Origin of the sequence: Streptomyces sp. NPDC058576 (assembly GCF_042718715.1) — a bacterium.
Classification (GTDB): domain Bacteria; phylum Actinomycetota; class Actinomycetes; order Streptomycetales; family Streptomycetaceae; genus Streptomyces.
The window spans coordinates 193,477-217,308 of record NZ_JBHXPF010000001.1; the positions used below are offsets into that span (position 1 = coordinate 193,477).

General features: G+C 71.5%; 25 protein-coding genes and 1 tRNA gene. 8 read left to right on the top strand and 18 right to left on the bottom strand.

Features of this window, described 5'->3' with window-relative positions:
• Positions 1-116: 116 nt before the first annotated feature.
• Positions 117-962, bottom strand: a complete 846-nt coding sequence (locus ACFWRV_RS00840; RefSeq protein WP_384326486.1) for a superoxide dismutase family protein — start codon at positions 960-962, stop codon at positions 117-119.
• Positions 963-1,161: 199 nt separating this feature from the next.
• Here ACFWRV_RS00840 and ACFWRV_RS00845 point away from each other — a divergent pair, with 199 nt between their 5' ends.
• On the top strand, positions 1,162-1,935 hold the full coding sequence (locus tag ACFWRV_RS00845; protein ID WP_384326488.1) for a DedA family protein: 774 nt from the start codon (positions 1,162-1,164) through the stop codon (positions 1,933-1,935).
• Positions 1,936-2,025: 90 nt separating this feature from the next.
• On the opposite strand, the gene ACFWRV_RS00850 is transcribed toward ACFWRV_RS00845, so the two are convergent.
• From ACFWRV_RS00850 to ACFWRV_RS00865, 4 genes are all read right to left on the bottom strand, one after another.
• The gene (locus tag ACFWRV_RS00850) at positions 2,026-2,247 is read right to left on the bottom strand and encodes a DUF2277 domain-containing protein (protein ID WP_205081455.1); all 222 of its coding nucleotides are present in this window, start codon (positions 2,245-2,247) and stop codon (positions 2,026-2,028) included.
• Positions 2,248-2,326: 79 nt separating this feature from the next.
• The gene (locus ACFWRV_RS00855) at positions 2,327-2,791 is read right to left on the bottom strand and encodes a hypothetical protein (RefSeq protein WP_384326490.1); all 465 of its coding nucleotides are present in this window, start codon (positions 2,789-2,791) and stop codon (positions 2,327-2,329) included.
• A 137-nt stretch (positions 2,792-2,928) separates the two neighbouring features.
• Positions 2,929-3,141, bottom strand: a complete 213-nt coding sequence (locus ACFWRV_RS00860) for a hypothetical protein (RefSeq protein WP_384326492.1) — start codon at positions 3,139-3,141, stop codon at positions 2,929-2,931.
• A gap of 4 nt (positions 3,142-3,145) precedes the next feature.
• Entirely contained in the window at positions 3,146-3,364 is a 219-nt protein-coding gene (locus tag ACFWRV_RS00865) for a hypothetical protein (RefSeq protein WP_010057521.1), read from the bottom strand.
• A 142-nt stretch (positions 3,365-3,506) separates the two neighbouring features.
• Between ACFWRV_RS00865 and ACFWRV_RS00870 the strand changes: the two genes are divergently transcribed.
• Positions 3,507-4,130, top strand: a complete 624-nt coding sequence (locus ACFWRV_RS00870) for a histidine phosphatase family protein (RefSeq protein WP_384326494.1) — start codon at positions 3,507-3,509, stop codon at positions 4,128-4,130.
• A gap of 23 nt (positions 4,131-4,153) precedes the next feature.
• Here the strand turns inward: ACFWRV_RS00870 and ACFWRV_RS00875 are convergent, their stop codons facing one another.
• Positions 4,154-4,966, bottom strand: a complete 813-nt coding sequence (locus ACFWRV_RS00875; protein WP_384326496.1) for an inositol monophosphatase family protein — start codon at positions 4,964-4,966, stop codon at positions 4,154-4,156.
• 56 nt (positions 4,967-5,022) lie between these two features.
• Entirely contained in the window at positions 5,023-5,691 is a 669-nt protein-coding gene (locus ACFWRV_RS00880) for a GNAT family N-acetyltransferase (RefSeq protein WP_384326498.1), read from the bottom strand.
• A 327-nt stretch (positions 5,692-6,018) separates the two neighbouring features.
• On the opposite strand from ACFWRV_RS00880, the gene ACFWRV_RS00885 reads away from it, so the two are divergent.
• Positions 6,019-6,486 (top strand): nuclear transport factor 2 family protein, encoded by a 468-nt coding sequence (locus tag ACFWRV_RS00885; RefSeq protein ID WP_384326500.1) that lies wholly within the window; start codon positions 6,019-6,021, stop codon positions 6,484-6,486.
• Between the two features lie 60 nt (positions 6,487-6,546).
• Here ACFWRV_RS00885 and ACFWRV_RS00890 read toward each other — a convergent pair.
• A tRNA-Val gene (locus ACFWRV_RS00890) sits at positions 6,547-6,621 on the bottom strand.
• Positions 6,622-6,852: 231 nt separating this feature from the next.
• On the opposite strand from ACFWRV_RS00890, the gene ACFWRV_RS00895 reads away from it, so the two are divergent.
• The 3 genes from ACFWRV_RS00895 (at position 6,853) to ACFWRV_RS00905 (ending at position 9,454) form a co-directional block, all read left to right on the top strand.
• Positions 6,853-7,665 carry a DUF4097 family beta strand repeat-containing protein gene (locus tag ACFWRV_RS00895; protein ID WP_384326502.1) on the top strand — a complete coding sequence of 271 codons (813 nt, stop codon included), beginning with the start codon at positions 6,853-6,855 and terminating at the stop codon, positions 7,663-7,665.
• A gap of 71 nt (positions 7,666-7,736) precedes the next feature.
• The gene (locus ACFWRV_RS00900) at positions 7,737-9,179 is read left to right on the top strand and encodes a hypothetical protein (protein WP_384326504.1); all 1,443 of its coding nucleotides are present in this window, start codon (positions 7,737-7,739) and stop codon (positions 9,177-9,179) included.
• Positions 9,180-9,232: 53 nt separating this feature from the next.
• Complete coding sequence (locus tag ACFWRV_RS00905) at positions 9,233-9,454, top strand: zinc ribbon domain-containing protein (protein WP_384326506.1); 222 nt, start codon at positions 9,233-9,235, stop codon at positions 9,452-9,454.
• 73 nt (positions 9,455-9,527) lie between these two features.
• Here ACFWRV_RS00905 and ACFWRV_RS00910 read toward each other — a convergent pair whose 3' ends face one another.
• The 4 genes from ACFWRV_RS00910 to ACFWRV_RS00925 are packed head-to-tail and all read right to left on the bottom strand — an operon-like array spanning position 9,528 to position 14,833.
• Positions 9,528-10,187, bottom strand: a complete 660-nt coding sequence (locus ACFWRV_RS00910; protein WP_384326508.1) for an O-methyltransferase — start codon at positions 10,185-10,187, stop codon at positions 9,528-9,530.
• 41 nt (positions 10,188-10,228) lie between these two features.
• Positions 10,229-11,056, bottom strand: a complete 828-nt coding sequence (locus tag ACFWRV_RS00915; protein WP_384326510.1) for an HAD family hydrolase — start codon at positions 11,054-11,056, stop codon at positions 10,229-10,231.
• Positions 11,053-13,596 (bottom strand): phosphoribosyltransferase, encoded by a 2,544-nt coding sequence (locus tag ACFWRV_RS00920; protein WP_384326512.1) that lies wholly within the window; start codon positions 13,594-13,596, stop codon positions 11,053-11,055. The genes ACFWRV_RS00915 and ACFWRV_RS00920 overlap by 4 nt, the downstream gene beginning before the upstream one ends.
• Positions 13,597-13,606: 10 nt before the next feature.
• Positions 13,607-14,833 (bottom strand): HpcH/HpaI aldolase/citrate lyase family protein, encoded by a 1,227-nt coding sequence (locus ACFWRV_RS00925; protein WP_384326514.1) that lies wholly within the window; start codon positions 14,831-14,833, stop codon positions 13,607-13,609.
• Between the two features lie 212 nt (positions 14,834-15,045).
• On the opposite strand from ACFWRV_RS00925, the gene ACFWRV_RS00930 reads away from it, so the two are divergent.
• The gene (locus tag ACFWRV_RS00930) at positions 15,046-15,954 is read left to right on the top strand and encodes a TerD family protein (RefSeq protein WP_384326516.1); all 909 of its coding nucleotides are present in this window, start codon (positions 15,046-15,048) and stop codon (positions 15,952-15,954) included.
• A gap of 27 nt (positions 15,955-15,981) precedes the next feature.
• On the opposite strand, the gene ACFWRV_RS00935 is transcribed toward ACFWRV_RS00930, so the two are convergent.
• The 6 genes from ACFWRV_RS00935 to ACFWRV_RS00960 form a co-directional block, all read right to left on the bottom strand.
• Positions 15,982-16,716: a Tellurium resistance gene (locus ACFWRV_RS00935; protein ID WP_384326517.1), complete on the bottom strand. Its 735-nt coding sequence runs from the start codon at positions 16,714-16,716 to the stop codon at positions 15,982-15,984.
• A gap of 150 nt (positions 16,717-16,866) precedes the next feature.
• Positions 16,867-18,018, bottom strand: a complete 1,152-nt coding sequence (locus ACFWRV_RS00940) for a DUF475 domain-containing protein (protein WP_384326519.1) — start codon at positions 18,016-18,018, stop codon at positions 16,867-16,869.
• A 69-nt stretch (positions 18,019-18,087) separates the two neighbouring features.
• Positions 18,088-18,663, bottom strand: a complete 576-nt coding sequence (locus ACFWRV_RS00945) for a TerD family protein (RefSeq protein WP_384326520.1) — start codon at positions 18,661-18,663, stop codon at positions 18,088-18,090.
• A gap of 128 nt (positions 18,664-18,791) precedes the next feature.
• Positions 18,792-19,367 (bottom strand): TerD family protein, encoded by a 576-nt coding sequence (locus ACFWRV_RS00950; protein WP_007452409.1) that lies wholly within the window; start codon positions 19,365-19,367, stop codon positions 18,792-18,794.
• A gap of 138 nt (positions 19,368-19,505) precedes the next feature.
• Positions 19,506-19,964 carry a peroxiredoxin gene (locus tag ACFWRV_RS00955; RefSeq protein WP_003969401.1) on the bottom strand — a complete coding sequence of 153 codons (459 nt, stop codon included), beginning with the start codon at positions 19,962-19,964 and terminating at the stop codon, positions 19,506-19,508.
• Positions 19,965-20,133: 169 nt separating this feature from the next.
• A complete protein-coding gene (locus tag ACFWRV_RS00960; protein ID WP_030585952.1) occupies positions 20,134-20,571 on the bottom strand; it encodes a DUF3052 domain-containing protein in 438 nt (145 codons plus the stop codon).
• Between the two features lie 519 nt (positions 20,572-21,090).
• Here ACFWRV_RS00960 and aceE point away from each other — a divergent pair.
• A complete protein-coding gene (aceE, locus tag ACFWRV_RS00965) occupies positions 21,091-23,823 on the top strand; it encodes a pyruvate dehydrogenase (acetyl-transferring), homodimeric type (RefSeq protein WP_384326523.1) in 2,733 nt (910 codons plus the stop codon).
• Positions 23,824-23,832 lie beyond the last annotated feature (9 nt).

A 23,832-nucleotide genomic window follows, 5' to 3' on the forward strand; every position in this document is an offset into this window, starting at 1 on the left:
CCGTGAGACGCCGGTGGAGAGCGCGGAGCGTACGGGGCGGCGTCCCGGTCCCCCTGATGGGCGGAGGGACCGGGACACCGCCGTACTCCGCGATCCGGCCGGGGTGTGAAGCCCTGTCACTCCCGCCCGTGGGGCCCGAACGGCACCGTGAAGCAGGCCGCCCGCTCCCCCGCACCACCCTGCCGGTCGTGGATGATCACCGACCGCGCTCCACCCTCCCGGAAGTTCCAGTCGTGCACCGCCTCCGCCCGCCCGCGGCCGTCCGCGTCCGTCCGGAAGTCCAGCCACACCTCGTTGACCGGGTCCGCCGTCGCCGCCGGGCGGTGCTGGTAGTGGGGCCCCGCGGCGGCGGGATCGGCGCCACAGGGCGAGGTGTGCACGTGCATCCCGTACGCGCGGTCGGGCACGAGCCCCCGCAGCCGGGTCCCGACCCGGGTGCCGGACGGGCCCGTGAACTGCGTGATCTCGATCCGCGCGCCGGCCGGTACCAGCCGGGTGTCGTACGTCAGCGCGTCGGACGCGACGAACGAACCGGGCGGGGAGAACACCCCCGGGGCCCGCATCCACGAGCTGCCTCCCACGGCGGCGACGTCATCGGTGCGGATCAGGTCTCCGCCACCGCCCGGCCCCTGCGCCGGGGGCCCCGCCGCGGGAGCCCCGTGGCCGGCCGGGGCGCCGTGCGCGCCGTGGCCACCGGGGGCGTCGGACACACCGCCGCCCGCAGCCGTGCCGGCGCCCATGCCCGTCACCGGTCCCGTTGCCGTTTCCTGGGCGACGCCGACGCCGCAGGCCAGCGTCAGCAGGGCCGCCGCGCCCGCCAGCACGCCCGGAACGCGTGAGATCCCGCTGCCCCGTGACCTCGTACCGCCCTCATGCCCCGGCGTCTCATGTCCCGCCGTGCCCCGCAGCCCAGAATTCGGGTGCGCCGGACCCTGTCCCGTCCGTACCATCCATGCCGTCATGCGCTGCTCTCCTCGCTCGTGCCGGTCGTTCTCCCCGCCTAACGGACACAAGGCCTCCAGGTGTACGTGACCTGCACAACATCACCCGCCCTGGGCGATCTCCGGCGAAGCCCCACGCGTACGCTGTACAGCTGAACCTGCCGCCCCTGCCGCTCCCCTGCGACGTCGCGGCGTTGACACGATCGGGGAGTAGTCGACGGTGTTGGAGAGTGTGGGCGCGCTGACCAGCAGCCCATGGATCTACGTGGTGGTCGCCCTCTCCGTTCTCCTGGATGTCTTCCTGCCCCTGCTGCCCAGCGGCGTTCTCGTCATCACGGCCGCCACGGCGGCGGCAGCGGGCTCCACCACCGTCAGCGGCGCCGGTGAGGGCAGCGGCGGGCAGGTCCCGTCACTCGTCGTGCTGATCCTGTGCGCGGCGACCGCCTCGGTGCTGGGCGACCTCGTCGCGTACCGGCTCGCCTGGCGCGGGGGCGACCGGCTGGACCGGGCCATCGCCCGGTCCCGGCGCCTGTCCACGGCGCAGGAACGTCTCGGCGCGGCGCTGAACCGGGGCGGCGGTGCGCTGGTGATCATCGCCCGGTTCGCTCCGGCGGGCCGCTCCGTGGTCTCCCTCGGCGCGGGCGCCGCCCACCGCAGGAAGCGGGACTTCCTTCCCTGGTCCGCGCTGGCGGGCCTGGCCTGGGCCGGCTACAGCGTGGGGCTCGGCTACTTCGGCGGCCGGTGGCTGGGCTCGACGTGGTTCGGCACGGCCGTTTCGGTCCTGGCCCTGTTCGTGGCGGGCGCGCTGGCCGCGTTCGTGGTGAAGCGCCCGGGGGCGGCGCGGGCGTCGGCGGCGGCAGTGCTGGAGGCGACGGAAGAACCGGGGTCCCCACAGCCGCCGAAGGCCAAGCAGGAGCTGAAAACGTCGCAGCCGCTGAAGACGTCGCAGGCGCTGAAGACGCCGGAGACCACGGCAGCGCCTGTCATCCCCTGAACGACCACGGCCGTCGCCCACGACGAACGACGGCCGGACCGGCTGCCCGACGATCCGGTCGGCAACCGGCCGCGTCCTCGGCGGCCGGCCTCAGCTCCGGGCCGCGCCCCGTATCTCCAGGCCGTCGAGCAGCTTCATCGTGGCTGCGGTGATCTCGTCGACGGCCTGGTCGAACACCTCCCGGTTGTGCGCGGCGGGCGCGCGGAACCCGGAGACCTTGCGGACGTACTGAAGGGCGGCGGCCCGCATGTCCTCCTCGGTGGCCTCTTCGGGGAGAGCGGGCGGACGGAGCGTCTTGATGCTGCGGCACATGTCTCCAGTGTGGACCGCCCCACTGACAACGGACACCCGTCGCCCGCTTCCGCCCCGCCCTACCCGTGCCCGGACGGATTCAGGCGCTCCGCGCCCGATCGCCGGGGTTGGACCGGTCCGTGCACAGCGCCCAGATGACGAAGACGTCGATGGCGATGGTGACGATGGCCCAGACCGGCGTGTACGGGAGCCACATGAAGTTGACGATCAGGTTCAGCGCGGCGAGGGCGATGCCCGCGCCGCGGGCCCAGGCGGCGCCCGAGAGGATGCCCCAGCCGACCAGGATGAGGATCACTCCGAGGATGAGGTGGATCCATCCCCACGAGGTCACGCTGAACTTGAAGACGTAGTCGTTGATCCGTGTGTACACGTCGTTGGAGGCGATCCCCGCGATGCCCTTCAGCACTCCGAGGACACCGTCCACGAAGAGCAGGACACCGGCGAACACCGCTCCCCCGGCCGCCCACGGGCTGCCGGGGTCGCTGCCCGGACGGGGGTCAGCGGGGCACGAGGCGCCGGGTGCGGGCGTGCTGGGCTGCGACATGAGGACTCCTCGGCCGGAAGAGGCGCCTGGCGCCTGTTGTCACTGCTGACCTGCCCTGGTGGTGCGTGCAGATCAGCTCCGACGTTCCTCGCGGCCTCCGGGGACAGCCACCCGGACGCACCCGTTCGGGTGACGTGTCAGGGCGCTCTGACCGTGCCGACGCGCCCTGGGGCGTCGACGGTGAGCGCCACGCTCTCGGCGCGGTCGACCAGGGCCGGGCCGGCCCACACCGTCCCCCGTGCCGGGCACGAGAAGGCGTCGGGAGGCCCGTGGCCGGCGACCCCGGCCACGTAGCAGCCGGGAGGCGGCTCGATCGAGGCGCTCTCCCGTACCGTTCGACGACGCTTCACGGGATCACCCCCAGGTGTCGAGGTCGCCGCCGCGCCATTCGATCAGCCCGGGCCGGTCCAGCTCGACGATCTTGTCGGGCCCCGCGGCGAACCCCGCGGCCCGCAGCAGCGCGGCCACTTCGCCCCGCCCGTGGGCCAGACCCACGATCTGCCCGTGCACGGTGACCCGCCGTCCTCCGGTCGCGGACGGCGGGTAGACGATCACGGGCGGGTGCTCGGCCATGCCTCCACGGTGCCCCGAGCGCTGCCCCCGCGCATCCCGGAGGCGAGCCCCCGGACACTCCCCCTCGGCGGAACCGCCCGAGCGCGCCCGGGCGTCCCCGCAGACGTCTCCACGATCATGAACCGCGACGGAGGACCCGCCCATGACGGCAACGGCTGCCCGCTACCTCTACCTGACGCGTCACGGTCAGGCCTCCGCCGACGAGAGCGCGCTGACGGACGACGGCCGCCGCCAGGCCACCCTGCTCGGGGAGCGGCTCCGCGGGGCCCGGATCACGGCGATCCACCACGGCCCGCTCGCCCGCGCCGAGCAGACGGCGCGGCTGGTCGGCGAGCAGCTGGCGGGAGTTCCGCTGCTGCGGTCCGAACCGGCCGGCGACTACATCCCGTACCTACCGCGCCGGGAGGAACTGCCGGCGGAGACGGCCGACGAGACACTCGCCCGGCTGGCCGGCTTCCCGGCGGCGGAGCGTGAGCAGGGCCCCGGGCTGGCCCGGGAGGCGCTGGAACGGTTCACGGGAACGGTCGTGGGTGACGAGCCCCGCCATGAGCTCCTCGTGACCCACAACTTCCTCGTCGGCTGGCTCGTCCGCGCCGCGCTGGACGCCCCGGCCCACCGCTGGCTGGGCCTCAACCACACCAACGCCGGGCTCACCGTCATCCGTTACGCACCGGGGCGTCCGCCGGCCCTCCTCCTGTACAACGACACCGGCCATCTGCCCGTCGGACTGCGCTGGACCGGCCTCCCGCCCGAGCTGCACGTCTGAGGGGGTTGAGCCGCTTGTGGGGTTCAGTCGCTCCGCCCGTGACCGCCGATCATCGACAGGAGCGACTCGTGCGTCCGGGTGTCCGCGGCCACGACGAGCCCGCGGCCGCCACCTCCGACCGGGGCGCCGTCGACCCCGGTGAGGACACAGCCGGCGGCCCGGCACAGGGCGATGCCCGCCGCGAAGTGCACGCTCCCGCTCAGGTCGCCGCCGTCGGTGACATAGGCGGCCCGCCTGCCCGCCGCGACCCAGGCCAGTGCCAGCGAGGTGGAGACGACGCGCGGGCGGAAGTTCTCGACGAACCCGGGGTGGGCGAGCAGGTCGAGGGCCCGGAATCCGGGCGCGCCCGGGAAGGGCGGATCGAGGTTCACGTCCACCAGCCGGGTGTCCGCCGTCGGCGCCAACGGCCGCTCGTCGCCCTCCGCACCGGACCGGACGCGGGCGCTCACCCCGTCGGTGAGGAAGACCTCGCCGCTGAACGGATCGGCCACGGCGGCCGGGCCGTTGCGCAAAGCCACGTTGACGGCGACGAGTTGGGAGCCGACGGCGTAGTTGAGCGTCCCGCACAAGGGGTCCACCAACCACTCCCGCACGGCACCGACCGCTCCTCGCCGGCCGCCCTCCTCACCGTGCACCGTGTCCCCGGGCCGGGCGGCACGAAGGACGTCGAGGATCGCCTCCTCGGCGGCCAGGTCGGCGTCGGTGGCGAAGTCGCCGGAGCCCTTGTCGATACGGGAATGGAGCCGCCCGTACCGGGCCCTCACGACCTCCGCCCCGGCCAGCGCCGCGGCTGCCGCCACCTCGGTGTCCGTCGGGCTTTCGGGTGAGTCGATCATGACAAGCAGAGTAGCGGGAGGGGACTTCCCCCGTACGGGCCCGGCGGGGCGTCCCGTCAGGCTCCCCAGGCGTCACGCCCCGCCGGGCCGCCGAGCAGCAGCGCCTCCGAGCCGACCGGCCGGAATCCGGCCGCCTGGAACGCCCGGATGCTGCGCGCGTTGCCTGCGGCCTGCTGCGACCAGAGCGATTCGCCCGGGGGCACCAGGTGCCGCGCCGCGGTGGCGAGGGCCCGGCCGAGCCCCCGGTGCCGGGCGTCCTCGTCCAGTTCGACGGCCACCTCCCAACGACCGGCCACGCCACGCCCGAGCACCAGCACTCCCCCGTCGACCTCCCACATCCGCACCCCGTCCCGCCGCCGGCGGGCACTCACCACCCGCGGGTGCACGGGATCGGTGACCTCCCGCAGCTCCAGGCCGGGTTCACCGGGCAGCGAGGACGCCACGGTCAGGAGGTCGATCGTGTCGGTGGTCCGCCCGGTGCGTTCCAGGAAGGCCGTCAGGAAGCGCGGATGCATCGTCGCGGCCAACGCATCGCAGTCCAGGGCGGCGAGCCTCGCACGGACCCACTCGGGGTCCTCATCGGTGAACACGACCGAGTGCGCGGTAAAGGCGATCACTCCCGTGTCGCGGCCACTGGGCGCGGCGACCACGGTCGTTCGCCCATCAGTCTCCGGAAAGCGCCCGCACGCCGCCCCGTCCAGGATCTCCGCCAGCGTCTGCCCCATGAACTGCCCCCGTGTTCCTCGTCGTTCGATCCGGCGGCCGTCTCGCCATGTCACCGCACGGGTGAGCGCCGACGAAGCGTTCAGCCGTCTGTACGCGTAGGCGCGCGGGCGGCTTCGGACGTCTCCCGCGGCGCACCGGCCCAGGGTAAGCCGGTCCCCCGCGAGGCCGGCACCGCCCCCGGCACACGCGCCCGCAGGAGACTCTCTCGATGCGGCCGACCGATCATTACCTGCGGTGTAATCGACCGCGTCCGCGCGCCCTGGCAGGATCGGTCCCATCGACGGGAAGCCCTCAGGGGCCCCGCCCCCAGCAGCGAGGAGAGCGCCATGTCCGGCACGTCCCCCACCCCCGAGGCACACCCGACCGCCACCGCGCCTCCCCTCGCCGAGGCGACCCGGGCCGTCGTCGAGGATTTCCTGGCCGCCCGGCTGGCCGGGGACACCGCGCGGCTCACGGCACTCTTCGCCGACAAGGTCGACTGGCTGCTCGCCGAGAACCCGGCCGTACCGTGGATCCGTCCCCGGTCCACTGCCGCCGAATGTGCCGCCCAGTTCACGGAGTTGATGGAGCACACCGTCCCCGAGGACGCACGCGCCTCCGTCGACGCCTTCCTCGTGGACGGCGCTGACGCCGTCCTGACAGGTCACGTGTCGGGAACCGTGCGCGCGACGGGCAGGCCCTTCGAGGGCCCGTTCGCGCTGCGCCTCACGGTCGAGGACGGCCGGATCACCCGGCACCACCTCTACGAGAACAGCCTGTCGATCGCCCAGGCAGTGAGTGACCGCACCCACTGATCGCGGACGCGGTAGGTACGCCGAAGGCCCCCGACCGTGACCGGTCGGGGGCCTTCGTACTGGTGGGCGCGGACGGTTTCGAACCGCCGACATCTGCTTTGTAAGAGCAGCGCTCTACCCCTGAGCTACGCACCCGTGGATGAGGCAACAGCGTACATGGACCGGGCCCCTGCTCATAAACCGTTCCCCGGCGGGCCCGGGCGTCCGCCGAAGCCCCTCGGCGGGGACGGTTACGGGGGTTAACCCCACCCGGAGACGGTAGCCGTCCGGATCCCGCCGGGGGCTGTCGGCGCATACCGTTCCAGTGCACCGGCAGCGACGTCCGGTGGCACCGTCCGGCAGCACGTATCTGGGGGAACGATCACCGTGGACATCGTTACGAGCGCACCGCCCCGCACCCGCCCCGGGGCTCGTCCCGGGGCCCCGGGACGGGCCCTCGCTCTCGGGGGCGGGGTGGCGTTGCTGGCGCTCGCTCTCACCGGGTGCGGGAGCACGGACGTCGACGGCGCACCCATCGAGCGCACATCGTTCGCCCTGGAGGGGAAGACGCTGACCATCAGCGCGGAGAACGGCGTCGTCGACCTCGTGCCGGCCGACGTCGCGCAGGTCGAGGTGGAGCGGCAGGTAGACGGGTGGGTGGTGTTCGGCAGCGGGCCGGACCCCGTCTGGAAGATGGAGGGCGACACCCTCACGCTCCGGGTGACGTGCGAGGGGATGGCCAACAACTGCGACTCCCTGCACCGGGTGAAGGTGCCCCGCGGGGTCGATGTGACGGCCGTGTCGGACAACGGGGCGATCAGCGCCACCGGCTTCGACCGCGCGCTGGATCTGTCGTCCGACAACGGAGAGATCGATGTCCGGGACGTGAGCGGCGCGCTGAAGCTGAAGAGCGACAACGGGGAGGTGCGGGCCGACCGGATCACCGCCTCCTCCGTGACGGCCCGCGCCGACAACGGGGAGATCCGGCTGGGCTTCAGCTCCGTGCCCGACCTCGTGGACACCGTGAGCGACAACGGGGGCATCACCATCGATCTGCCGCCGGGCGGGCAGAAGTACGCGGTGAACGCCTCCGCAGACAACGGGGACGTCTCCGTCGGGGTGCCGCGCGGCGACGACAGCGCCCATGTGGTGAAGGCGCGCAGCGACAACGGGCAAGTCACCGTGCGAAGTGCGAACTAACCGACCCGTGTGTTCGTCCTTACCTGGTGGGAGAATGTACCGGGCAGGGCGAATCGGCACGGGAGAGGGATGTGACGGCGACACACGCGCGGCCGGAGGCAGGAGCGGGTGGGAGTTCCGCCGTCCACAGTGGTGACGGCCGGGGCGGTTCCGGCAGGCCGGGCGGTCGTGGGGTTCGGGATGGCTCCGGCGCTCGGGACCTCCTCGCGCTGGTGTTGCTGCCCGTGCCCCTCGTGCTCGCCGTGCTGCCCGCCGCCTTCGCCGGTGGCGGTACGCGCCGGTGGTTCGGCGGGCGCGGCGGGGAGAACGAGCGGGCCGAGGCGCAGGCCGCGAAGGATGCCGCGGCCGAGGCCTTCTACGAGCTGGACAGCGCCCAGCGCGATCTCAGGATCTCCATCGAGACCATCAACGCCGTGGACAGCTCCTCGCGCGGCCGCAAGGCCGCCGAGGACTTCGCCGCGCTCGGCCGGCGCATCGACGAGGTCAGCCACGGCTACATCACCGCCGTCGACAGCCATGACCTGGACCGGGACGACCTGGAGCCCGCCGTCGCCTCCCGGGCCCGCACCGAACTGACCCGGGCCAAGGACGACCTCGTACGGGTCAAGGGCGAGCTGGACCGCTTCGCCCAGGGGCTCGGGCCCCTGCTGGGCAGCGCGGAGACACAGCTCGCCCGGCTCGCCCCCGCCGTCGAGCGGGCCCGGCAGGCGCTCCTGGCGGCGAGCAACGCCCTCGACACCGTCCGGGCCTCGGGGCTCCGGGCCGACGAGCTCGCCGCCCGGCTCGCCGCGCTCGCCCCGGAGCTGACCAAGCTGAACCAGGGCGCGGGAAAGCACGGCGTCCCGGAGACCCTCCAGCGCGCCGACGTGGTGCTCCGCGATGCCGAGGCCGTACGCACCGAGGCGGAGCGGCTGCCCGAGCGGGCCGCCGAGATCGACCGGCGGCTGGTGTCCCTGCGGACCCGCGCCCAGGCGCTGACGACGCGTGCGGGCTCGGTGGAGCCGGTGCTCAGCGAGTTGCGGCGGCGTTTCTCGGCCGCCTGCTGGCAGGACCTCCAGCCCGTCCCGGAGCAGGCCGCGGTGAACGTGCGGCAGGCCGAGGACAAGCTCGCCGAGGCGGCGAAGGCGCGCGACGAGCAGCGCTGGGCGGACGCCACGTCCCGGCTGTCCACGGTCCGCGCCCTGCTCAACGCCACGGACGAGGCGGTCTCCGCCGCCGGGGACCGGTTGCAGCAGTTGAACGCCGTGGCGAAGGACCCGCAGCAGGAGATCGAGCGGACCCGGTTCGCGGTGCGGGACGCCCAGCGCCTCGCCATGGCCGGCCGGCACACGCCCGACCCCCGGCACGCACGGCCGCTCGACGACTCGGTCGCCCGGCTGGAGCGGGCCATCGCCGGGCTCGAAGGGCGCCACCCCGATTACTGGCATTTCCTGACCGAGACCGAGGCCGTGCGGCAGACCGCCGCCCGGGTCGTCTCCGACATCCGCGAGGAGCGTGGCGGCGCCCAAGGCTAGGGCGCGCTCCAGGGGGCGTGGTCTCCCGCCCGTGATGGCTCTAGCCTGAGCCCATGCCTCGTTACGAATTCCGCTGCCGCACCTGCGGAGACACGTTCGAAATCAGCCGTCCCATGGCGCGGTCCTCGGACCCCGCCTCCTGCCCCGCGGGCCACGACGACACCGTCAAGCTGCTGTCCGCCGTGGCCGTGGGCGGTGCTGCCGGTTCCGCTCCCGCGCCGTCCGGCGGCGGTGGGGGTGGCGGCGGCTGCTGCGGGGGCGGGTGCTGCGGCTGAGCCCCGCCGCCCCGGCCGCTGCGGCTGAGCCCCGCCGGCCCCGCCGCCCGGGGCGCCGCGGCCGCCCGCCCGGCTACCTCTTGCGGGACAGCGTCAGGCCGTCCGAGACCGTCAGCAGGACGCTGTCCATCCGGGCGTCGGCGCTCACGTGGTCGTTGAACTCCTTGATCGCCGCCGTGGGGCCCGTCGCCTCCGGGTCCGTGACCCCGCCGTGGAAGAGCACGTTGTCCGTGGCGATGACCCCGCCCTGCCGCATCCTGGGCACCAGCTCCTCCCAGTACGCGATGTAGCCGCCCTTGTCCGCGTCCAGGTAGGCGAAGTCGATGTGCGGCTCGGCGGGCATCGCGCGCAGCGTGTCCAGGGCGGGGGCGATGCGCAGGTCGATCCGGTCCGCGACGCCCGCCTTCTCCCAGGCCTCCCGGCCGTACGCCGTCCACTCCTCCGAGATGTCGCAGGCGATCAGCGTGCCGTCGGCGGGCAGCGCCTGGGCCATCGCCAGGGCGCTGAACCCGGTGAACGTGCCGACCTCCACCACGTGCCGGGCGCTGACCAGCCGGACGAGGAAGGCGAGCAGCGGGGCCTGCTCCTCGGCCGACTGCATGCCCGCGTGGTCGGGGAACCGTGCGTACGTGGTGTCCACCAGCTCCCGCTGGACCGGGTCCAGCGGCGGGTTGTGGGCCAGCATGTACGCATACAGCTCGTCCGTGATCGTTGTGTCGTTGCCCTTGGTCATGCCCCCAGCCTCGCGCAATCCACGCCCTCCCGCAGGGGAAATCACGCGGCCGAAGCCGCCAGGAAACGCCGCAGGATCTCCTCCCCCGCCGCCCCGCCCCGCTCCTCCAGGGCGACCACGTGCGGGGCCAGCCAGCCCTCGTCGGCCAGTTCGCCGTGGCCGGGGCGCCAGCCGAGGTCGGCGGCGAGCAGCAGGTCGGCGTCGAGGAGGGAGTCCCCGGCGGCGAGCGTCCGCGTGGCTCCGGTGCGGCGGGCGACCTCGTACATCGCGGCGCTCTTGGTGAGCGGCGCCGGGACGACGTAGATCTTGCGGCCCTGGAGGGAGACCGTCCAGCCGCGCGGCCGCGCCCAGGCGGCCAGCTCCTTCACCCACTCCTCGGGCAGGAGAGCACGTTCGACGACGAGGTAGGCGAAGAGGTCCTCGGCGACCCGTTCCTTGAGGAGCCAGGCCGGGTCGGCGGTGGTGGCGAGGTGGGCGCGGATCTCGGTGAGCGGTGCGCACGCGTCGGCGATGCGGGTCTCCACCTGCTGCTGCCAGTCACGGTCGGAGACGCCGTCGACGAGGATGTGGCCGCCGTTGGCGCAGATCGCGTACCGGGGGGCGGGGCCGGGGAGATGGATGCGGTGGTACTGCTCGCGGGTGCGGGTGGTGGTCGGCACGAAGACGGTGGCGGCCGCCACCTCGGTGAGCAGCGCGGCGGCCGTCTCCGTCAGGTACGAGAGGGGCTTGTGGCCGTACACCTCGACGCAGAGGAGCCGGGGGGCCTCCGCGTCCGGCATGGACAGGTCGAGCGAGGCCGCCGAGTAGATCAGCGTACGGTCGAGGTCGCTCGCCACCAGCGTGGCCGGGGAGGACGAGGTCACGCTCATGCGCCCTGCACCGCCTTGCCGTCCGCGCCCGTCGCGCCCCGCGTGAACCGGGGGTGGATCAGGCCGACACAGCTGTACGGGAGGTCGTCGACCTCCTCGACCGGGACGCCGCGCTGCTGGGCCAGCAGCCGGATGTGCTCCAGGTCCGCGCCCGCTCCGCGCTGGGCGAGGATCTTCCAGGGGACCCGGCGGAGCAGGACCCGGGTGGTCTCGCCGACGCCCGGCTTGACCAGGTTGACGTCGTGGATGCCGTACTCCTCGCTGATCCGCTCGACGGCCGCCCAGCCCTCCCAGGTCGGGGCCCGGTCGGCGGCGAGCAGTTCCTTGGCCTCGGCCTCGACCAAACCCGCCACCTCGTCGAAGCGGGCGGCGATCGTGTCGAGGAAGTGGCCCGAGACGTCGGACTCGGCCAGCTCCCGGTAGAACTTCCCGCCGTGGAAGTCGTCGGGTCCGACCAGGTCGGCGCGGAGCACCGTACGGGAAATCAGGCCGGAGACCGTGGAGTTGAGGCAGGCGGAGGGGATGAGGAAGTCCTCGCGGGTGCCGTACGTCCGCACACAGCCGCCCGGGTCCGCGAGCACCGCGATCTCCGGATCGAAGCCGGCGGGTCCGCCCGAGGCCTCGAACTCGACTATCGCCGCGGCCAGTTCGCGGGTGATCGCGCCCTTCCCCGTCCAGCCGTCGACGAACACCACGTCGGCCGGGTCGTGATGGGCGGCCAGCCAGCGCAGGGCGGTGGCGTCGATGCCCCGGCCCCGCACGATGGAAATGGCGTAGTGCGGCAGGTCCAGGCCGTGCCGGTGCTGGGCCCAGCGGCGCATCAGCACCCCGACCGGGGTTCCGGCCCGGGCGAGCGAGACGAGCACCGGGCGCGGACCGCGCTCGGCGAGGACCGTCTCGGTGACGGTGCCGACCGCGCGGGCGATGCGCGCGGCGGAGGTCTCCAGGGCGGCGGTGAACAGCGCCTGGTACTCGGCGCTCGGCTGGTACTCCACGGGCAGCGACTCGGCGTAGTGCGCGCCACCGCTCTGGATCGCCTCCTCGCGCTCCTCGGTGGGCGCTTCCAGCTCGGTGTCCGAGAGGTCCTGGAGCAGCCAGCCGACGTCCTCCGCCGCGTAACTGGAGAAGTCGGGGCCTCGGAGGGGCTCGGGCAGCACGGTGGACTCCTGGACAGGTGTGGGGGTATACGCGGGGACGACCGCGAGGAGGACGTGGCGCGTGTGCTCGGCGAGGCGGGCCAGCAGTCCGTCGGGGGCGTGCAGTTCGGGGGTGTCGGCGGTGGAGTCGACGACGGCGAGCACGGCGTCGAAGCCGGCGCCCGCCACGTTGTACGCGAACCGGTCGCCGGGGCCGTCCGCCGGGTCGTCGTGGGCCGGGAAGACGAGGCGGGTGCGTATCGCGTAGCCGGGGTCGTCGACGGCCAGGACGGGCGAGCGGGTGGTGGTGGAGTAGCGGACCTCGGCGTCGGCTCCCAGCGCGGCTTCGAGCGCGGTGCCGAGGCGCAGTGGGGCGTACATCAGCTCTTCGAAGCCGAGGACGAGGATCCGGCGGGGGCCGTGGCCTCGGGGCTCCGCCGCCTCGTCGCCCAGCGCGGCCGCGATCCGGCGCGCCATGAGCGGGAGGGCCGCTTCCAGGGCCGCCCGGTGGGCGGGGGTGAAGCCGTGCCGGCCGCCGTCGGGGACGCCGGCCGGCCAGGGGAGGTCGACGCGGGTGACGGGGGCGGGAGCCGGGGCAGGGGCAGCGCCTTCGGCGGCCGCTTCCGCGCGCTCCGCCTGTTCGGCCTGCCTCGCCTGTTCCGCCTCCTGCTGCGCCACCAGAGCCTGGCCGCGCTCCAGCACGCCGTCCGGCAGGGCGACCGTCCCGGTGCTGCGCGTCACCAGGTCGACGCGGGCGCCGATCTCGGCGGCGACGACGGACAGCCGGTCCCGGTCGGCGGCCGAGCGCATGTCGACCAGGGCGACGATGACGTACCGCTCGCGCGGGTGCAGGGCGTGCAGCGCGCGGATGGTGTTGAGGACCGTGTTGCCGGTGGAGAACTCGTCGTCGACCAGGACCAGCGTGGAGGCGTCCGCGCCCCCCGCCAGCAGCGCGGGGTCCTCCGGCAGCAGCAGGTGCGAGGTGGCGTGCGAGTGGGCCTCCTCGAAGCCGCCCGCCTGCTTCACGCCCGGCACGGGACGCCGGGTGGAGTGCAGGTACGGGGCGTCCCGCAGGCCGTCCGCGACAGCGTGGCCGAGGCCGGTGGCCGTCTCCGCGTACCCGAGGACCACCGCGCGGCGGGCTCCCTGCGCGCCGAGCAGCGCCCGTACCCGCTCACCGAGCTCGAACCCGGCCCCGTGCACGACGGAGGGCCGCTGGGGCACATGCTTGCCCAGCACGTTGGACACCAGCAGATGCGCCCGCTTGGGATTGCGGCGCAGGGCCAGGCCCAGCAGCTCCTGGAGCTCTCCGTCGCCTTCGAGGGCGACTCCGAGCCGCTCGGCCACCCACTCGCCCGACCACACCACGTCCACGATCTCTTCTCTCGTCGCACGCTCGCTCATCGATGCGCGCTCAGTTCGTCAGGCCGGCGGCCAGCAGGTCCACGAAGCCGACCTCTTCCCGCGCCACCCCGAAGACCTCAGCCCGCTGGAGCGTGCGCTCGGCCCAGGCCCGGTGGGGCTTCACTTCATTCATCTTGTTCGTGTACGCCGAGCGCAGCACCCCGCCGCCCCCTCGCTCGGGGCTCAGGATGTCCTGGGCGTCGGTGAACTCCTCGTGGCTGACCACGGACAGTGCGTGGACGGGCGCCACGTGCGAGGGGTGGATGCAGGTCTTGCCGAGCAGGCCGTTGGCCCGGTCGAGCTCGATCTCCCGCAGCAGGCCGTCCATGTCGTGCTCGATGAGGGCCGTGCGCAGTTCCTCGGCCCGGCCCTCCATGAAGGGGCTGCGGCGCAGCTGGGGCTTGAACATGCGCTCCTGGCGGCGGAAGTACTCCCAGACCGGACCGGTGATGGTGAAGCCGGTGCCGTCGGCCCGGCCGAGCACGTTGACCACGTCGGCGATCACGGAGGCGACGATATGGACGTCGTACGCCGTCATGTCGGGCGCGCGGCGCAGTCCGTAGGCCGAGCAGAAGTCGGTGACGCCGAGCCGCAGGGCGAGCACCCGGTCCCGGTACTTGTCGACGCTGCGGGCGATGCCCTGGAGAATTTCGCCGCGCGTCTCCAGATGGAGCAGCTCGGGGGATTCGAGGACCGGCATGGCGAAGAGCCGTCGGCCGCACGCCGTCTCGGCCTCGGCGAGCGCCTCCAGGAAGTGCCTTCCCCGCTCCTCGGTGAATTTAGGAAGTACAAAACCGGACAACATCCGGACCGAGTCGCCGAGGCGTCGCACGAGGTCGGTGATCTGGGCCGGTTCCCGTACGCGGATGAAGAGGAGCGGGACGTCCGCGCCGGTCGCTTCCGCCGCGCCCGTGGCTTCGCCCGGGCTGCGCACGGCGGGCCCTGGGGCCGTGTCCCGGGCGGCCAGTGCGGCGAACTGCCTGATCAGGTTGGCTTCGGCGTCGGTGACCTCGGCGTCGTCGATCGAGTCCTCCAGGCACAGCACCATGGAGACGACACCGCGCGCGGCCTGCTTCAGCACGTCGTCGGCGAGCGACGGGCGGGTGGCCGGGGAGTAGAGCGTGGCACCCAGCGCGACCGAGAGCATGCGTGCCGGGGAGTCCGCGGTGAAGGCGGAGGGCTCCCGGTGGAACAGGCCCTCGCGGGCAGTGGGCGAAATGTGCCCGAAGTGACGCATGATTTTCCCCCGAACTGCCTGACCGGCCGAACAACGCGTGGCCGGTAATAGTACGTACGGACGGGTGTCAACAGTTCCCCATGTACATGAATTTCCGGTTACCCGCGCCTTGTCCGCTCCCCTCTCGCGGTACGGGCCCGCTGCGCCCGCGCCGCCGCCGGACACGGCCGTGCCGCCCCCCGCGTTGTCCGCACGGGCCCCCAGCAGGCAGGATGACCGTCATGACGCACACGATGCTGAAGGGCTCGAACGTCCCCGTCGATGCCGCGGCCGTCCGGGCCGTGCTGCGCTGGACCCCGGGCCCCGGGGTTCCCGACGTGGACGCCTCCGCCCTGCTCCTCGGTGCGTCCGGGCGGGTGAGGTCCGACGAGGACTTCGTCTTCTACAACCAGCCCCGGCACCCCTCCGGCCTGGTCCGGCGGCTGCCGAAGCGCAGTGTCCCGGAGGGGTTGACGGACACCGTCGAGGCGGACCTCGGGGCGCTCGACGCGTCGGTGGACCAGGTGGTCATCGCGGCCTCCTCCGACGGGGCCGCCTTCGAACAGGTCCCGGACCTGCGGATACTCCTGTTCGACGCCGCGTACGCCGAGGGCGAGCCGCTGGCGGTGTTCGATGTCCGGCCGGAGACCGGGGAAGAGACGGCGATCATCTGCGGCGAGCTGTACCGCCGCGGCGAGGGATGGAAGTTCCGTGCGGTCGGCCAGGGCTATCCCACCGGGCTGATCGGCCTGGCCACCGCCTTCGGCATCTCGGTGGACGAGTCGGAAGCCGCGGACGAGGACCGGGCGGCCGGCGGGGCGCAGGACCCGGCAGGTCCCGGGCCCCTCCCGGCCGCCGTGCCGCCGCAGCCGAGCGTGCCGCCGGGACCCGTCCCGGCCGCGGCCACCGGAACCGGGCCCGACTCCCAGGCCACGGTCCAGCACCAGCAGCCCTCCTACGGCTATCCGCCTCCGGTGGCGCACCCCGCCGCCCCCGCCGCGGCCCACCGGCCGGCGTACGGCTATCCACAGCCCGCCGAGCCGCCCGCGTACGGCTATCCCCAGCCGGCGGCAGCCGCCGCGCACGCGCCCGACCCTCATTTCGCGCTGCCTCCCCAAGGTCCGCAGTTCGTCCGGTCCTGAGCCGAGCACCGAGGTACGGCCCCCGGCTCAGGTGCGGGTCTTGTAGCCGCGGCCCCACTGCATGCCGTAGCCGTACAGCCGGTCCAGCTCCGACTGGAAGCCGTACACGAACTTCACCTCGCGGCGCACGATCAGCTCGTCCTTGATGTTCTCCACGGTGAACACCGCGCAGGAGCGGGCCTCCGCCGCGCGTTCGTCCAGCTCGATCTCGATGCGCGGGCCGTTGCCCGGGTAGAGCGTGATCTTGGCGTGGGTACGGTCAAACGCCGGCGTCCGGTCGTAGATGTAGACGAAGAACAGCAGCCGCTTGATCTTGTCGCGCTGGTCGAGGTTGACGTAGACGGTCTCGCCCGAGGGCGCGCCGAACCGGTCGTCGCCGCTGAGGCGGACGTAGGGCGGGCCGTTGAGGTCGCCGATCAGGCTGCCCAGTGGCTGCACGACGCCCTTGGTGCCGTCCATCAGCTCGTACATGCAGCCGAGGTCCAGGTCGACGTTGACGACGCCCTGCGTGTGCGCCTGGACGACCTCGGGCTTGAAGAGCTGGAGGGGACGCCGCAGCATGCCGCTCTGGCGCGACCGGCCCTCGATGTCCGAGGTCCGCATCCGCCAGGAGAGGTTGACCCGGAGGTTGCCCGAGAGCGCGCCCTGCTTGCTGAGCGAGATCGTGGCGTTCCGTTTGGACAGCACGATGGCGCTCGACGTCGAGTTGCCCGAGTCGAACTGCGCCGCGCGCCCCGGCCACAGGCCGTCGAAGAATCCCATCCCTACCCCCACCTGTTGACGCTGTTCGCGCCGCCTGTTCCGCGCCCCGGACATCACTGCGGGGCGGCCACCGGGCCGGGTCCGGGAGTTCCCGGAGAGCCGTCGCCGTGTGGGCCGCCCCGCAGAGAGCGTTCCTCAATCCCTACCGGGTCACACCCCGGAGGACACTTCGGACTTGCTCGGCGAGCCGCCGCCCCCGCCGGATTCCGCGGCGAGCGCGCGGTTGCGCTTGACCGAGGACCAGAAGGAGAGGGCGATCAGGATCACGCCGACCGAGCCGGTGATGAGCTCGTTGATCTCGTGCTGGATGGTGATCAGCAGGATGATGGAGAGCGCGCCGATCGCGTAGTGCGCGCCGTGCTCCAGGTAGACGTAGTCGTCGAGCGTGCCCTCGCGCACCAGGTAGACGGTGAGCGAACGGACGTACATGGCGCCGATGCCGAGGCCGAGGGCCATCAGCACGATCTCGTTGGTGATGGCGAAGGCGCCGATGACACCGTCGAAGGAGAACGAGGCGTCCAGGACTTCCAGGTAGAGGAAGAGGAAGAACGCGGCCTTGCCGGCGAGGGCGACCCCGGTGACGGGCTTGCCCTTCTTCTTGGCCTCTTCCTCGGCCTCGTGCTCGCGCTCCTCCTCCTCTTCGAGCTTGCCCTCGAAGAATCCGGAGAGCCCGCCGACGACGAGGTAGGTGATGAGACCGGCGATGCCGGAGAGCATGACCGTCGCCGACTTGTCCACATGCCCGCCACCGTGCTGGTGGGCCTGGGTCGCGAAGGTCATGGCGGTGATGAGCAGGATGATCAGCGCGACGCAGACCGACAGCATGTCGACCTTGCCGAGCTTGGCGAGCGGCCGCTCGATCCAGCGGAGCCAGTGGATGTCCCGGTCCTCGTCGAAGATGAAGTCGAGGAAGATCATCAACAGGAACATGCCACCGAAGGCGGCGATCGACGGATGCGCGTCCGTCACCAGTTCCTTGTACCTGTCAGGGTCGTTGAAGGACAGGTCGATGGCCTCGATCGGTCCGAGCTGGGCGCTCACGGCCACGATCACGACGGGGAACACCAGTCGCATACCGAAGACGGCGATGAGAATGCCGATGGTGAGGAAGATCTTCTGCCAGAAGGCGTTCATCTTCTTCAGGATTCCGGCGTTGATCACCGCGTTGTCGAAGGACAGCGAGATCTCCAGGACGGACAGGATCGCGACGATACCGAAGGCCTGCCACCCCCCGTAGAAAATCGCTGCGACCAGGCCGAGCGCGGTGACCGCGAACGACCAGCCGAAGGTTTTCAGAACCACTGGCTACCCCATCGTGTTGGTAAAAGCGTCTCCCCCGGTGTGTCGGGGCCCCCCGCGGCGTGCGCGGCGTTACGAAACGTTGACGCCGAAGTCTAGAGCGATGCCCCGCAGGCCGGACGCGTACCCCTGACCGACTGCACGGAATTTCCACTCGCCGTTGTAGCGGTAGAGCTCGCCGAAGATCATCGCGGTCTCCGTCGAGGCGTCCTCGCTCAGGTCGTAGCGGGCCAGTTCCTGGCCGTCGGCCTGGTTGACCACGCGGATGAAAGCGTTGCTGACCTGGCCGAACGCCTGGCCTCGGTTGTCCGCGTCATGGATCGAGACCGGGAAGACGATCTTGTCGCAGTGGGCGGGCACCTGGTCGAGACGGACGATGACGGACTCGTCGTCCCCGTCGCCCTCACCGGTGGTGTTGTCACCGGTGTGCTCGACGGAGCCGTCCGGGCTCGTGAGGTTGTTGTAGAAGACGAACCACTCGTCGCCGAGCACCCGGCCCGACTGGCACAGCAGTGCGCTGGCGTCGAGGTCGAAAGCGGCGCCCGTGGTGGAGCGCGCGTCCCAGCCGAGCCCGACCAGCACCTGGGTGAGGTTGGGTGCGACCTTGGAGAGGGAGACATTGCCTCCCTTGGCGAGCGTGACGCCCATGTGTGTCCTCCCCGAGTCATGAAAAAACGCTGCCGGGCGCTTTCGGCGCCCGGGTCGGGCGTCGAACGCGCCCGGTGAGGGGCGCCCGGCGGGTCGAGACCGGCCGGACGCCCCTTGGCGCCGGAACGTCAGACGTTGACGCCGAAGTCCTGGGCGATGCCGCGCAGGCCGGAGGCGTACCCCTGGCCGATGGCGCGGAACTTCCACTCGGCGCCGTTGCGGTACAGCTCGCCGAAGACCATCGCGGTCTCCGTCGAGGCGTCCTCGCTCAGGTCGTAGCGGGCGAGCTCGGTGTTGTCGGCCTGGTTGACCACGCGGATGTACGCGTTGCGGACCTGGCCGAAGCTCTGCTGACGGCTCTCGGCCTCGTAGATCGAGACCGGGAAGACGATCTTGTCGACGTCGGCGGGGACACCGGCGAGGTTCACCTTGATGACCTCGTCGTCGCCCTCGCCCTCACCGGTGGTGTTGTCACCGGTGTGCTCGACGGAGCCGTCGGGGCTCTTCAGGTTGTTGAAGAAGACGAAATTGCCGTCGGCGCCGACCTTGCCCTCGGGGTTCGTCAGCAACGCGCTGGCGTCGAGGTCGAAGTCACCCCCGGTGGTGGTGCGGGCGTCCCAGCCGAGACCGACGATGACCGCGGTCAGGTTGGGCGCGGCCTTGGTCAGCGAGACGTTGCCGCCCTTGCTGAGGCTGACTCCCACGAGTCCTCCAGTAGTTTTCTCAGGGGCCGGCAGACGCCGGCGTCCCCGTCGTTCGTTGCCATCGGATCAACGATTGGATCCTAGTGACCGGTTCCCGGCCAAAACAGGCTTTTGACCGGGCGTCGCCAGGAGATCGCCTCAGAGCGCTTCGAGCGCCTTGACGTAGTCGTTCAGGTCGCGGGCGTCCGGGAGGCCGTTGACGACGCTCCAGCGGACGACGCCCGCCTTGTCGATGACGAAGGTGCCGCGCACCGCGCAGCCCTTGTCCTCGTCGAAGACGCCGTAGGCCCGCGAGGTCTCCCCGTGCGGCCAGAAGTCGGACAGCAGCGGGTACTCCAGGCCCTCCTGCTCGGCGAAGACGCGCAGGGTGTGGATGGAGTCGTTGGAGACGGCGAGCAGCTGGGTGCCCTCGTTCTCGAAGCGGGGCAGCTCGTCGCGGAGCGCGCACAGCTCGCCGGTGCAGACGCCGGTGAAGGCGAACGGGTAGAACACCAGCACCACGTTCTTCTCACCGCGGAACTCCGACAGCCGCACGGTCCGGCCGTGGTTGTCCTTGAGCTGGAAGTCCGGGGCCTGGCTGCCGACCTCGATCGTCATGGAACTCGTATCCCTTCGCCGCTTCTCCGCTTCCCGGGCCGGGTACGTCCGGGTGACTCCCACCCTACGCAGGGGCCGCGGGCCGGTCCCGCAGGGGCCGCGGGCGTACGAAGGCCCTCACGGGCGCGGTGGGGCGCCCGTGAGGGCCTCGGGTGGTGCGAAACGCGGTTCAGCGCTTGGCCTTGGCCCCCTTGGGGGTGACCAGACGGCTGCCCGTCCAGTCCTTGCCCGCGCTGATGCTCTTGGTCTGGGCGAGACCGGCTGTCTGGGCAGCCTCATTGATGTCGCTCGGTTCGACGTATCCGTCACGGCCGGTCTTCGGCGTCATCAGCCAGACCGTGCCGCCGTCCTCGATCAGACCAATGGCATCCACCAGCGCGTCCGTAAGGTCGCCGTCCTCGTCGCGGAACCAGAGCAGGACGACGTCTGCGACGTCGTCGTACTCCTCGTCGACGAGTTCCTGGCCGGTAGTGGCCTCAATGCCCTCACGGAGCTCCAGCTCGACGTCTTCGTCGTAGCCGATCTCCTGGACCACTTGTCCGGGCTCGAACCCCAGGCGTGCTGCCGGGTTGGTCCGCTCCTCCGCGTGGTCCGCGGTCGCGCTCACGGGTTGCCTCCTGATCATGTCTTCGGAAAATGCTGCAGCCACGCGCGTGCGCGGGGCGTTGGCCGTAGTCCACACGGGCTCGGCGAATCGCGCAAGTACCCAGCGTGCGAGACCGCCTATACGGTGACGTTCCCTGCCACGTCGCCGCAAGTTCCGGCATGTCTCTCCGGCGGCTTCCAGGGGTTGCCCCGAGGTCGCTCCATCCGTTTACGTCCTTCCTCAGCTTATGCGGTTTCGATCCGCCAATAGGAGTCGAACAGGCTTTGGGAACGCTTGGACGCCTTGGGCGTAAGGTTGCGGTTTGCCCGTACCCAGCCGCGTACTGCCCACACTCGTGCCCTGCGGACGAGTTTTCCGAACCTCCGGGTTACCCCTCGGTAGAGATGACGTTCGGGCCTTCGCGGTAGCACGATGGAGGCGGTGCACGCAGAGTCGGCACACAGATTTGACAGAGTCGTCGGGGGTTTGCATCCCCCGGAACAGGCCCCGTAGAGCACCACCGAACAGCGAAGGAACAGTGTGGCTTCCGGATCCGATCGCAACCCGATCATCATTGGCGGCCTTCCGAGCCAGGTCCCGGATTTTGATCCTGAGGAAACCCGGGAATGGCTCGACTCCCTCGACGCCGCCGTCGACGAGCGCGGCCGTGAGCGGGCCCGCTATCTGATGCTCCGGCTCATCGAGCGCGCGCGGGAGAAGCGCGTGGCGGTGCCGGAGATGCGCAGCACGGACTACGTGAACACGATCGCCACGAAGGACGAGCCGTTCTTCCCCGGCGACGAGGAGATCGAGCGCAAGGTCCTCAACGCGACCCGGTGGAACGCCGCCGTGATGGTCTCGCGGGCCCAGCGTCCCGGGATCGGCGTCGGCGGCCACATCGCCACCTTCGCCTCCTCCGCCTCGCTCTACGACGTGGGCTTCAACCACTTCTTCCGGGGCAAGGACCAGGGCGACGGCGGCGACCAGATCTTCTTCCAGGGGCACGCGTCCCCAGGGATCTACGCCCGCGCGTTCCTGCTGGACCGGCTGAGCGAGGCGCAGCTCGACGCGTTCCGCCAGGAGAAGTCGAAGGCCCCGAACGGGCTGTCCAGCTACCCGCACCCGCGGCTGATGCCGGACTTCTGGGAGTTCCCGACCGTCTCGATGGGCCTCGGCCCGCTCGGCGCGATCTACCAGGCGCGGATGAACCGCTACATGGAGGCGCGCGGCATCGCCGACACCTCCAAGTCACACGTCTGGGCCTACCTGGGCGACGGCGAGATGGACGAGCCGGAGTCGCTGGGGCAGCTGTCCATCGCGGCCCGTGAGGGCCTGGACAACCTGACGTTCGTGGTCAACTGCAACCTGCAGCGCCTCGACGGCCCGGTGCGCGGCAACGGCAAGATCATCCAGGAGCTGGAGTCGCAGTTCCGGGGCGCCGGCTGGAATGTCATCAAGCTGGTCTGGGACCGCTCCTGGGACCCGCTGCTGGCGCAGGACCGCACGGGCATCCTGGTCAACAAGCTGAACACCACGCCGGACGGCCAGTTCCAGACGTACGCCACCGAGACCGGTGAGTACATCCGCGAGCACTTCTTCGGCGACGACCCGCGGCTGCGGGACATGGTCAAGGACATGACCGACCAGCAGATCCTGCACCTGGGCCGCGGTGGTCACGACCACCGCAAGGTCTACGCGGCCTACGCGGCGGCCAAGGCGCACAAGGGCCAGCCGACGGTGATCCTGGCGCAGACGGTCAAGGGCTGGACGCTGGGGCCGAACTTCGAGGGCCGCAACGCGACCCACCAGATGAAGAAGCTCACGGTCGAGGACCTCAAGCGCTTCCGGGACCGTCTGCACATCCCGATCACGGACAAGCAGCTGGACGAGGGCTACCCGCCCTACTACCACCCGGGCCGTGACTCGGAGGAGATCCAGTACATGCACGACCGCCGCCAGGGTCTGGGCGGTTACGTCCCGACCCGGGTGGTGCGGGCGAAGCCGCTGCCGCAGCCCGAGGAGAAGACGTACGCGGCTGCGAAGAAGGGTTCGGGTTCGCAGTCGATCGCCACGACCATGGCGTTCGTCCGCATCCTGAAGGACCTCATGCGGGACAAGGAGATCGGCAAGCGTTTCGTGCTGATCGCACCCGATGAGTACCGCACCTTCGGCATGGACGCGTTCTTCCCGAGTGCGAAGATCTACAACCCGCTCGGCCAGCAGTACGAGGCGGTCGACCGGGACCTGCTGCTCGCGTACAAGGAGTCCCCGACGGGCCAGATGCTGCACGACGGCATCTCCGAGGCGGGCTGCACGGCCTCGCTGATCGCGGCCGGCTCGGCGTACGCGACGCACGGCGAGCCGCTGATCCCGGTGTACGTCTTCTACTCGATGTTCGGGTTCCAGCGCACCGGTGACCAGTTCTGGCAGATGGCCGACCAGCTCTCGCGCGGCTTCGTGCTGGGCGCGACCGCCGGCCGCACCACGCTGACCGGCGAGGGCCTCCAGCACGCGGACGGCCACTCGCAGCTGCTCGCCTCGACGAACCCGGGCTGCGTCGCGTACGACCCGGCGTACGGGTTCGAGATCGCGCACATCATGAAGGACGGGCTCCGCCGGATGTACGGCGAGGCCAACGAGGACGTCTTCTACTACCTCACCGTCTACAACGAGCCGATCCAGCACCCGGCCGAGCCCGAGAACGTGGACGTCGAGGGCATCCTCAAGGGCATCCACCGCTTCGGCCCCGCCGAGAAGGGCGAGATCCCGGCCCAGATCATGGCGTCCGGTGTGGCGGTCCCCTGGGCCCTGGAGGCGCAGAAGATCCTCGCGGACGAGTGGAACGTCAAGGCGGACGTCTGGTCGGCGACCTCCTGGAACGAGCTGCGCCGCGAGGCGGTGGACGTCGAGCGGTACAACCTCCTGCACCCGGAGGAGGAGCAGCGCGTCCCGTACGTGACCAAGAAGCTCGAAGGGGCCCGGGGCCCGTTCGTGGCGGTCTCGGACTGGATGCGTTCGGTGCCGGACCAGATCGCGCGCTGGGTGCCGGGCGCCTACCAGTCGCTGGGCGCGGACGGCTTCGGCTTCGCGGACACCCGGGGTGCGGCCCGCCGGTTCTTCCACATCGACGCGCAGTCGATCGTGCTGGCGGTGCTCACCGAGCTCGCCAAGGAGGGCAAGATCGACCGGTCGGCCCTGAAGACGGCTGTCGACCGCTACGAGCTCCTGGACGTGGCCGCGGCCGATCCGGGCGCCGCGGGCGGCGACGCGTAGGCAGGGAGC